This window comes from Enterococcus sp. 2201sp1_2201st1_C11_2201SCRN_220225 (assembly GCF_040925905.1).
GTDB classification, from domain to species: Bacteria; Bacillota; Bacilli; order Lactobacillales; family Enterococcaceae; genus Enterococcus_C; species Enterococcus_C asini_A.
Genome location: NZ_JBCOJC010000008.1, coordinates 24,039 through 35,009 on the forward strand (window position 1 = coordinate 24,039; position 10,971 = coordinate 35,009).

General features: G+C 37.7%; 10 protein-coding genes and 1 pseudogene. 4 read left to right on the forward strand and 7 right to left on the reverse strand.

Annotation, left to right across the window (positions count from 1 at the left end):
- Positions 1-15: 15 nt before the first annotated feature.
- The 3 genes from AB5754_RS03820 to AB5754_RS03830 form a co-directional block, all read right to left on the reverse strand.
- On the reverse strand, positions 16-486 hold the full coding sequence (locus AB5754_RS03820) for a PTS sugar transporter subunit IIB (protein WP_311833830.1): 471 nt from the start codon (positions 484-486) through the stop codon (positions 16-18).
- A gap of 27 nt (positions 487-513) precedes the next feature.
- Entirely contained in the window at positions 514-936 is a 423-nt protein-coding gene (locus AB5754_RS03825) for a PTS sugar transporter subunit IIA (RefSeq protein ID WP_368250550.1), read from the reverse strand.
- Between the two features lie 128 nt (positions 937-1,064).
- Positions 1,065-3,788: a sigma 54-interacting transcriptional regulator gene (locus tag AB5754_RS03830; RefSeq protein ID WP_311833828.1), complete on the reverse strand. Its 2,724-nt coding sequence runs from the start codon at positions 3,786-3,788 to the stop codon at positions 1,065-1,067.
- A gap of 178 nt (positions 3,789-3,966) precedes the next feature.
- Between AB5754_RS03830 and AB5754_RS03835 the strand changes: the two genes are divergently transcribed.
- The 4 genes and pseudogenes from AB5754_RS03835 to AB5754_RS03850 form a co-directional block, all read left to right on the forward strand.
- Positions 3,967-4,983 (forward strand): SIS domain-containing protein, encoded by a 1,017-nt coding sequence (locus AB5754_RS03835; protein WP_368250549.1) that lies wholly within the window; start codon positions 3,967-3,969, stop codon positions 4,981-4,983.
- Between the two features lie 113 nt (positions 4,984-5,096).
- Complete coding sequence (locus AB5754_RS03840; RefSeq protein WP_311833826.1) at positions 5,097-5,966, forward strand: ATP-dependent 6-phosphofructokinase; 870 nt, start codon at positions 5,097-5,099, stop codon at positions 5,964-5,966.
- 46 nt (positions 5,967-6,012) lie between these two features.
- Positions 6,013-6,717, forward strand: coding sequence for a GntR family transcriptional regulator (locus AB5754_RS03845; RefSeq protein ID WP_311833825.1), 705 nt, complete (start codon positions 6,013-6,015; stop codon positions 6,715-6,717).
- A 271-nt stretch (positions 6,718-6,988) separates the two neighbouring features.
- Positions 6,989-7,452: pseudogene (locus AB5754_RS03850) on the forward strand (IS30 family transposase); the annotation flags it as partial.
- Positions 7,453-7,534: 82 nt separating this feature from the next.
- Here AB5754_RS03850 and AB5754_RS03855 read toward each other — a convergent pair.
- The 4 genes from AB5754_RS03855 to AB5754_RS03870 are packed head-to-tail and all read right to left on the reverse strand — an operon-like array spanning position 7,535 to position 10,957.
- Positions 7,535-7,918, reverse strand: coding sequence for a hypothetical protein (locus AB5754_RS03855; protein WP_311833824.1), 384 nt, complete (start codon positions 7,916-7,918; stop codon positions 7,535-7,537).
- A 10-nt stretch (positions 7,919-7,928) separates the two neighbouring features.
- On the reverse strand, positions 7,929-8,606 hold the full coding sequence (locus AB5754_RS03860; RefSeq protein ID WP_368250548.1) for a lysostaphin resistance A-like protein: 678 nt from the start codon (positions 8,604-8,606) through the stop codon (positions 7,929-7,931).
- A 46-nt stretch (positions 8,607-8,652) separates the two neighbouring features.
- On the reverse strand, positions 8,653-10,140 hold the full coding sequence (ftsY, locus tag AB5754_RS03865) for a signal recognition particle-docking protein FtsY (RefSeq protein WP_368250547.1): 1,488 nt from the start codon (positions 10,138-10,140) through the stop codon (positions 8,653-8,655).
- 1 nt (position 10,141) lies between these two features.
- Positions 10,142-10,957, reverse strand: a complete 816-nt coding sequence (locus AB5754_RS03870; RefSeq protein ID WP_368250546.1) for a Cof-type HAD-IIB family hydrolase — start codon at positions 10,955-10,957, stop codon at positions 10,142-10,144.
- Positions 10,958-10,971: the final 14 nt, after the last annotated feature.

A 10,971-nucleotide genomic window follows, 5' to 3' on the forward strand; every position in this document is an offset into this window, starting at 1 on the left:
GATTTTTCCCCCTTTTTATAATGATTTACCTAAATCAACCTCTTTATCTGTTGGAACCTGTTGTGCATATACTTGAAGCCCTTCACTAACCATGGCTTTTAATTCAGCTCTTTCTTCATCTGTGACAAATACAGTATGGGTTAAAGCAGAACTTGAACCCGTTTCTTTCACGCTACCAATATTAATCTTCTGAATCTGTTCTACTCCCTTAGCCAATTGATGAGCATCCCCAATTGTTTTGGTTACAATAAATAATTTGTACTTATCCGTCTTACCGTCATTAATTGCTTGTATTGAGTCTTCAATGGATTTGATGACAACTTTTACGTTGTGTGGCGCAGCCAATTTTAATGTTGTCTTTTGGATTGGATCATTAAGGACATCATCATTTGCTACCAAAATACAATCCGCATCAATCGCATTAGTCCATGTAAGAGCTACTTGCCCATGGATTAAACGATGATCGACTCTGACTAATTTAATCATGTCTTTTCCCTCCCTTCTTAGTTAAAGTTAAAACTCATCTGGTATTAGTTCATAACTTAGTCGATTACATAATTGAATAGAGCTTGAGGCTTCCCCGATAATGTTATCTAGCGTTTCAAGTAGTTTGGAAAATGGAACACTTTGACATTTCAGATATAATTCCACTAATAAACTTAAATGCATCCCTGAAATTAGAAATACTTTAGGGAGCTTAGACAACCGTTTCAACCACTCATTGTTGATGCTTCCCCCAAAAATATCAGTGACTACAATCAACTCATCGTCAACGTGATCTTTTAAATAAGCATCGATCATCTGTTCTACATCATTGTTTCCATCGATATAGGCACAGAGAACATCCACATTATTTAGTTCACCAACGATAATTTTTAATGTTTCAATCATTCCTTTCGCCAAGGGACCGTGACTCATACATAAAATCCTTCTCATAACTTATCCTCCTTCCACCAAACTAAAAGCAAGTTCCGTGCCAAAAAACTGTCACCGTGATTTCTAGCGGATTTTCCAAAAAAAGTGACACTGTTTTTTTAGAATAAAACAGTGTCACTTTCTTATGATCATTGATAATGGGTAATGATATTAGTTGCATAAGCTAGTTCTTCTTGGGGGATTTTGATATTGTACAAGGATTCTAAATGTTTCATAGCATTCTCTATCGCTTTGATTTCTTGTTCATTCTTTTGACAAAATTGAGCTAAATTAGGGAAACTAGTTACTCCTTGATTGCGGATTAAACGTTCAATCATACAACTGATATGCACATATAAATTAATTTTACTCATGGAGGAAAGCTCTTTGCCAGAAAACAACTGGTATTCTTTTAAACAATCTTCAATCTGATTCATCACTTTTTCCGCATCAAGAATGGTTAAACTATCAATTAACCGATTTAAAGTGCTATTTTTTACAATATTTTGATTAACCGAACGTGCAACCTCTTCTCCGTAAAGTCGTAAAAAGACCTCATAGAGTTTACCAACTTCTCCTTCAAAAAGCTCTTCCAACGTAATATAAGGTATTCTTTCGATTTTAGGATCATCAGTTCCAATAATTGCGATGATTTCTTTAGTCTTTAGCAAAAATTCTGTTTGTACACCGTCATGCAATAATTCCACTTCATAAGGAACGAATTCAATACCCAGCTCTGGTGGTAAATTTTTCTCCAACATTTCTTTGATCTTACTCGCCGCACCCAGTCCCGTACTACAAGAGACAATAATTGTGCGTTTACGAATTTTACTAGGAAAAATAACCTGTTTTTCAAAAGTTGAAAAAGGCAAATCTTTCACTACCTTTTGAATATCATCATTTTGTTGAATCAAAAAAGCAGTTTCAATCGCCATTTCCGTGGTCACATTATTAATAATAACCGTTGGAACCTCTATCAACTTCTCAATATCCGCTTGAATTTGAGTCAAGCTGCCCATATCAACAAAAATAACGAGACCACCTTTTGGCTTACGAAATTCAATGTACTGAATTAAGCGATCAATCACTTCTTTACTAGAGCTTTCTAGCGGCATATCAATGGAATCAAATATTGGTTGATTTACTAAGCGATTTGCTACATTAGCAATACTACTAGCCGTAGCAAAACCATGGGCTAAGATAATGGCATTGACATCATTGTTCTCACTTTTTACATCACAAACAATGCAAATTGCAATATATAAACGATCACTCAATGTCAGCTTGATATCCAAGGATTCCTCAAAGAATGTTAAAAACATATCTAAATCACGGATATAGCGTTTTTTAAAGCTGGCTAAAAGTTTTTGATTTTCTAAGTTGTTCTCAGTATGTTCAAAATCATCCCAGGGGTCTCGCATTGACAAATAATTGGCAATCGCTTGAATCGTATAACCAGAAAGATGGATAAAGAGACTCGGTGAGACCTTTTGAATTACCTTTTGCAACTCTGGCACATAATAGTTTTTCAATAAATCAGTCTTACCTTCGTTGATATAATGCTCATTAAAATCTGAAAGATAATTTTGGGTAACTTGTCGAAATTCATTGTCAGAAAGGTCTTTTTTAACAAATTTTTCATAGCAGATAAAAATTTTACGGAATAAAGCTTCCTGATACATCGCAAAAGTAGCTGTCCCCTCATCATCATGGACATAATTTCCATTACTAAAGACATACAATCGCTGACTACGCGCACGTTTAGGAAACTGTTGATTATCAAAAACTAAATACCTCGTTGGCAAATCAACTATATGAATCTCTAAAAAATTTTTTCCATCTTCAAAAGTCAGTTTTCCTGCTACTGTTTGCTTAATTAGACCAGCTAGTTCACCAATATTGCCTGGCAAATCAAGCCGAATCAAATGAGAAAGTGCCGCCTCAGACACCAGAATATCCTTTTGAACTAAAGCAGACTCTTGTTCAAACAAATGAAAAACAATTGCTTTTCTTTCCCCAACACTACGATCTTTATAGGCTGGTAATGTGCAGACAATCGGAATACGTCTTTTGAATGTTTCCAAAAAGAATCCATCCTTCTGCTCAGTCGTCGCAAAAATATAGCGAATCTGGGATTGTCTCCAAGGGCCAGTCTCTCCCATTCTATGAAAAACACCTTTATCCATATGTATAAAAAGCTTTTCCTGACCTTCTGGAGGTAAGCGATGGATCTCATCTAAAAAAACAATACCTCCATTTGCGGCTTCAATGATGCCAATCTGGTCATGTTCCGCACCAGTAAAGGCTCCTTTCATATGACCAAACAACTGACTAGTCAGCAATTCAGGATTATGGTAGTACTGCGCGCAGTTTAATTCCATAAAGGGGGCATCTTTAGCAATGATTCCTTTTTCTCGACAATATTCCGCTAATTTTTCTACTAAAAAACTTTTCCCAACACCAGAATCACCAAAATACATAATAGGTAACCCATTAGGATATTTCAAGGCAGATATACCTTGCTGAACAGCATCCTTTAAACTTTGTGAATAGCCAATCACGCTGGTAAAGAGATCTTGTTGGAGATCACAAAATGTATCTCTAAACTCCTCTATTGAAGTAAACTCACTTTGACAAATATCTTTTCCAGATTTTTCCTTCAAAAACCAAATAGGGACAAATAGGACTGGTCGCCCTTGAATTTTAACCAATTCACATTGCTCTACTAACTCATTTAAATGCTTGCTAGCAGTATTACGACGAATATCAAATTTGTTGGCCAAATATTGAGCGTTACACTTTTCCGATATTTCTTGGGGAAAATCAATTGGCTCTAATAATCTTACCAACTCAGCTAAAATTTTTTGCTTCATTTTTATTCCTCCTATGTCCTTCTATACCCTAATATACTTGATTTCTCGAAAAAAATCTATCCGTTTACAAATACCTGTGGTAATTTTTTAACAAAAGTAATTGACAATGTATTTTACCCATGGTATCTTATGTGTGCAAACAAATAATTACCACTGGTAATCAAAGGAGAGAATTTGAATGTTTAATTTTGATCAAGAACGTTTTTTGAAAACCCAAACTGGTGCCGTCGCTACTAACGACAAACTTACCGAAATTTTAGCTCCACTAGCAGACAAATTAGAAGAAATTTACTTTATCGGTTCAGGTGGTGTTGGTATTTTATTCGACTCCACAATTGAATTTGCTCGCACTCGAAGCGCCTTTCCATTCCATCGCGTAATTGCAGCTGAATTCATGTTACATCCTAACAAAACATTTTCTGACAAATCTTTAGTGGTTATTCCTTCCCTTTCAGGAACTACAAAAGAAACAATTGAGTTAGTTGAATACTGCAACGAACATAATGTTGAAACATTAGCATTAGTTGGTAGCCCTAATACACCACTAGAAGATGCTGCAACATACACTGTTTACAATGATGTGTTGGATGATACTTCTTCTGAAAACTACTATTTACAAGGTTTAATGATTGCTTTGTATATGATGAAACATCGCAACGAAATCACAGAAGAGCTCTATACAACTTACTTAAACGATTTTGCTAAGTTGCCAGAAGCACTTCTTAAAGCAAAAGAACAAGCAGAACCAATGGCTGAATCATTTGCTAAAACGCACAAAGATACTCCATATCACATTTTAACTGGTGCTGGAGATAGTTTTGCAGAAGCTTATTATTATGGCATGTGTATTTTAGAAGAAATGCAATGGATCAAAACACGTCCTGTCCATGCAGCAGATTTCTTCCACGGAACTTTAGAATTAATTGAAGCAGGAGTAAGTGTCATCATTACTGAAGGTGAAGATGATTCTCGTGTCTTAACAGAACGCGTTAAAAACTTTGTTCCTAAATTCACTGACGTTCATATCACGATTGATACAAAAGATTATGAACTACCAGGAATTTCAGCAGAAACAAGAAAGATCATCTCTCCAATTGTTTTGGCTACTGTCTTTGAACGAGTTAGCGCCTTTTTAGAAGTAGAACGGAACCATCCGTTAACTACTCGTCGTTATTACAAAAAAATGGAATACTAAAATTTTTTAAGTAAAAATCGCGCTTACAGCAAAAGGTACGCAAAATCTGAGTCGTAGCAGATTAGCCGTATACTTTTGCTGTAGCTCTTTTTTTGAATTAGGAGTGATTTTATATGAAAATTGGTGTAATTTGTAGTGGTGGCGATTCCCCAGGGATGAATGCCACTATTCTTGCTATCAAACAATCAGAAGCGCTATCGAAGGATACTGAGATTGTCTTTTTTAAAAACGGTTACCAAGGAATCTACGAAAATTGGATAATTTCATTAGAGGAAAAGGATATTGACATCAGCAAAGCGGGAACTTGTATCGGTACTTCACGCTTTGAAAAAATGAGGGAAGCGAAAACTCGGAAACAAGTTATCGAAAATTTGAAACAAGAGGGTATTGAAGGACTGATTGTCATTGGTGGAAATGGCTCTTTAAAAGGGGCAACCTTACTAAAAGATGAATCTGATCTTAGCGTGTCTGTAATAGCGGGAACAATTGACAATGATTTTCCTGAAACAGAATATACTTTAGGCTTCGATACAGCATTAAATACGCTAATTGCAGCTGTTGACGAATTAACTACTACTGCGCAAGCCCATAACCGAATTATTTTAATGGAAGTAATGGGACGAAATTGCTTTGCCTTAGCTGAACACGGAGCAGTTGCTTCTTTCGCATCACTAATCGAAAGCGATGAAAAGGAATACTTACACAACTTATGCAAAAAATACGAAAATATTTTTTATTCACCAATTATATTGTTACCAGAAGGCTTACCAAATAAACAAAAGACAATAGAATTTCTTACCAAAAATTTACCAAAAGAAACGAAATATATAAATTTATCTTATTTACAACGAGGAGCTTCACCAACTTTTTATGATCGCTACATGGGGCATAAATGGGGTAGTGTAGCTGTTTCTTCTCTATTAGAAAACAATTACGGAATTTTAAGTCAAAAGGATGGAAAAATAATTCTTGTACCTTGGTAAACATGGTAGAATGAGTATTATACCTTGGGAAAAGGATGGTTGGTTTATGATTTTCGATAAAGTAAAAGAGCAAATAAAAGCAAAATATATTACAAATAGTGACTTGTCTGATTTACTCCCTTCTGAGCGTGATCTTGCTCAAGAGTTTTCTGTTAGTCGTCCGACGGTGAGAAAGGCCCTATCTTCTTTAGAACAAGAAGGATATATCACCAAAAATGAAGGACGAGGCTATCTGGTCAACCACACAACAGAAAAGTACGTCGATCACGAACTCGATTCCTTTATCGGTTTCTTTCAAGATGCAATTCAACAAGGAAAAAAAATCAGTTCAAAAATTATCCAACAAACAATTATTCCCGCTAGCAAAGAAATCAGCACCTACTTAGAGATAAAACCCGGTGATTTAATTTTGGTTTTAGAAAGAATTCGCTATATAGATGATAAACCTACATGTATTGCAAAATCTTGTATTCCTTTAAGCATACTACCGGATATTGTGAATTATGACTTTGCCAAAGAATCCCTATTTTCAGTTCTAGAAGATAAGGGAATTATTTTAGCTTTTGCGAGGCGTTCTATTGAAGTAACTCCTCCTAGTGAATTAGATAATTTATATCTAGAATTGAAAACCCATGAGCCGGTCTTTGTTTTCACCAGTATTGGTTTTACAAAGGAACGCAAACCTTTTGAGTATGAAACTTCTAAATATCCAGCGTACAAGACAAAATTTGAAAGTACCGTCTCAAAATAAAAACAAAACATACTAGCTTAGTATTGATAAGCAAATCATCTATTGTAAAACTAAGCTATACAACGAAAAAAGTCATTTATGCTACACTCAACTTATATTTTCGCCTAAAGAAAGATAAGGAGCGAACCTAAATGACCTATACTTATCTTACTTACTACAGACGAACTGGTTTTAATAGAGTCTTATTTCAATACTCATCAGCCTGTTGGGAAAGTCGCAAAACGATTAAATCGGGCTCGTCAAACTATTTATAACGTATTTCGCTTTCTAGCAAACGGACACAATTGTCGAGGCGCATCACAAAAGTGCAGTAATCACACTGGTGGAGCGCCAATCAAAAGCAATTATTACGTTAAAGTCAGAAGGTCGCAAAGCAAAAGATATTGAGTCAACCTTAAGCAACTGGCTTCAAACGTAATCTATTCAAATCGATTATGTTTGATTGCAGAAAAGAATTTTCTAACTGGAAAGCAATCAGTAATCAAGTACGATATTGATATCTATTTTGCAGGTCCAAGTACACTTTCCCAACGTGGCTTAAATGAACATTCAAACGGGTTGTTACGAAAAGATGGACTTCCAAAACAAATGGATTTTAACACGGTTAATCAAGTCTTTATCCAATCTATCTCTTTAAAAAGAAATTATATTCCCAGAAAATCACTGAACTACCGAACCCCAGTGGATTTTTTTTTGAGTTACAGGGATGATGAGATTGTGTCTAGGTTAATTTGACAAATGAAATAAAATAAACAAACACTCAGCTATCTTGAAATATTTGATAGCTGAGTGTTTTCTTTAATATTGACTGGCGTCTTTAATCAAGTAGACTTTTTTCAATCGGTCCGAAATAATTCCGTAAATCAGCTAAAAGCCGTTCTCGATTTTCCGTAGTTCCTTGTTCAAAGCGCAGGGTCTTTCCATCATAAGAAAAATCATACTTATTAAATTCCGTTAGTCGCGATAGTTTCTCTGGTGTCAAATCATAGGTATCTACATACGCTTTGAACTCTTTGTGAAAGTGTTGGGATTTACGCAAGCTTTGAACTGCAAAGCCCACCACTACCAAAAATAGCACCAGACCAATGAGCCTTCGCGGCCAGCCTTCTCCGTAAACCAACGCTTTTACTGGTTCCAACTTTAAAACTGCCGCCAATAAGATTGCGCCAACCACAGTGGATAGGAGTAATGTCTTTTTCATCTGGCCCTCCTTATAGTGTCTGGAACATCACTAAAAATGTGATGCCGTTATACAAAATATGGGCAATCATATTGCACCGGATGTCCTTGGTTTTCAAATACAACATACCTAAAAAGACGCCGATGGTTGCATACACCACTAAGTATAGGGAAAGCTGAGGTTCATGGAGCAGTCCAAAAATCACCCCTGAACTTAACACCGCTAGCACGTCGTAAAGACGACCTTTTTGGTTCCAGAAGAAATTCATGAAGATGCCTCGATACAAGAGTTCTTCGATGATAGGGCCTAAAACCGCCCCGTATAACGTCACTCCCAAAACGTGGTTGGCAAACATCTGATTCACTACTTGTTGATTTTCTGCGGTACCTTGAGGCAATAGCGGAGAGACCAAAATCAAAAAGGCGTAAATCCCCACCACGGTTAAAATAATCCAGCCAACTTTCCCTTTAAAAGACAGATTTTCCCCAAAATCGCGGGGATTGTATTCTTGCAACTGGCCTTGGTAATATTTGATAAAATAGACCATCACCGCTAAGAAAATCACGGAAACTACCAATGCATAGGTAAATTCAGACAAAGGACGACCGATTAAGACTTCCACTTGCAGCCCTATTGTCGAGAGGTTTTGTAAAAAGACGAAAGCAATAAAAATCCCAATGCGTCCTAATAAGGATCGCTTTTGTGTCATATCTTTTCTCCATTTCTATTTCTGTTCCAAGAGTGTTAACGTCCGCTTATGATTGAATCAAGCCCTTAAACAAGCCAATCACAAATTGATTTGGATCAAAGGCTTCTAAGTCATCAATGCCTTCACCCAGACCTACTAGTTTCACCGGCAAATGCAATTCATTGCGAATCGCCAGAACGATCCCACCTTTAGCCGTACCATCTAATTTGGTTAAGACGATGCCGGAAACATCTGTGGTTTCTTTGAATTGTTTGGCTTGGACCATAGCATTTTGCCCGGTGGTCGCATCCACTACTAGTAAGACTTCATGGGGGGCAGCAGGAACTTCCCGCTGAATTACCCGTTTAATCTTGTCCAATTCTTTCATTAAGTTGACTTTGTTTTGCAAGCGGCCAGCGGTATCCACCAAAAGAATGTCGTAATGCTCTTCTTTGGCTTTTTTCACCGCATCAAAGACTACTGCCGCCGGATCACCACCGGCATTATGGCGAACTACTTCTACTCCAGAACGTTCTCCCCAAACTACTAATTGGTCGATGGCCCCGGCCCGGAACGTATCTGCTGCCGCCATTAAAACCTTTTTACCCGCCATGCGATATTCATAGGCCAGCTTGCCAATACTGGTGGTCTTGCCCACCCCATTGACTCCGACAAATAACATCACCGTTAAATCATTTTCTTGGATATTCAAAGCATGATTTTCGCCTTCACCGGCTTCATCATAAAGATTTACCAGTTTTTCAATAATCACATTTTGAACTTCTTTTGGTTTTTTAACGTTTTTCAGCTTAACTTCTTGGCGCATTTCATCGGCAATTCGCATCGCAGCATCAAAGCCTACGTCGGCACCAATTAGCGTTTCTTCTACTTCTTCAAAGAAGTCTTCATCCACACTACGAAAGTTGGCGAAGAGTTCATTTAACCGTTGTCCAAAGGTTTTACGACTTTTCTTTAACCCTTGATCGTATTTTTCGGTAATTTCTTGGGTTTCAGGAATTGTTTCGGGTACAAGTGCTTCTGTCACTTCTGGCTCTGAGACTTCTGCTCCCTCCGTCGTTTCAGGACTTTCTGAAAGCTCTGGCGCTGGCGTGTCCGTTGCTGGGGGCAGTTCAACTGATTTAGCTGGCTCAGTTGGTTCAACCACTTCTTTTGCTAGGGGTTCTTGGAGATTTTCTAAGGTAACATCTTCAGGAGTGGGATTCACCCCAGGAAGCGGTTCGGAAAATGTTTCCCGTGAAACATTTTCTTCAGAAAGACTGTTCTCAAGCTGTTCTTTTGTCTCTTCTTCAGGAGAAACTGGCGCAGTGTCTGTCGGTATTTCTAAATCCACGGTATCAGAAGTTAGATTGTCCTCAATCTCTGGAGTAGCTTCTGCTGGTTCAGCTGGCGTTGATTCTTCCGTAACAGTTGTTTTCTCAGCGGATTCTTCTTCAGATTCGACTTGCTCCTGATCATTTTCCGTTTCTTTTGGCGTTACTGCTTCTGATTCTTCTTTTCCCATTAATGCCTTTTTTATCTTGTCGAAAAAGCCCATCTTATCTCCCTCCTAGTACATATTTTTCAATAACTTGTGCCACCCCATCTGCTTCATTAGAGGCGGTTAAGACGTCTGCCGTGGCTTTCACTTGAGGTACCGCATTTTCCATAGCCACGCCGATACCAGCAAATTCAATCATCGGCAGGTCGTTTTCTTCATCCCCAATGGCCATGACTTCCCCAGGCTCAATTCCTAAGTCTTCAATTAACAACTGAATCCCGTATGCTTTCGTGATTCCCTTAGGCATGAATTCCAATAAGACATCCCGGGTTTTAATCACTTCGTACTTTGTTCGAATGGAGGCTGGTATTTTAGTAATTTGTTGGTCTAAATAACCTTGTTCGTAAGCTACTACGATTTTATTATACAGTGCACTCGGATCTAAGGCCGCTTCTGTAGTGTCACGGTAATCTAACAGTGGATTTAACTGACGGTAAATCGAAGGGTGCTCAGGATCAGTAGGTACGATCCACACGATTTCTTCCGAAAGCACATCAATCGGCAATGACAGCTCTCGTCCCAGTTGCAGTAGTTCTTTTACTTGGTCAAAGGACAATGCCGCTTTTTCCATCACTTCTCCTGTGTCATTGGCTTGCACCAATCCTCCATTAAACGTAATGCTGTAATCCCCTGGCTCTTCCAAATTCAATTCTTTTAAATAAGGCCGAATTGCTCGCAATGGTCGCCCAGTACAAATCACAATTTTTACACCTTGCTCTTTGGCTTTGGCTAAAGCTGCTTTATTGGCAGCACTCACTTCTTTTTTGTTATTTAATAAAGTACCATCCAAATCAATGGCAATTAACTTAATCACTTTGTCTGCCTCCT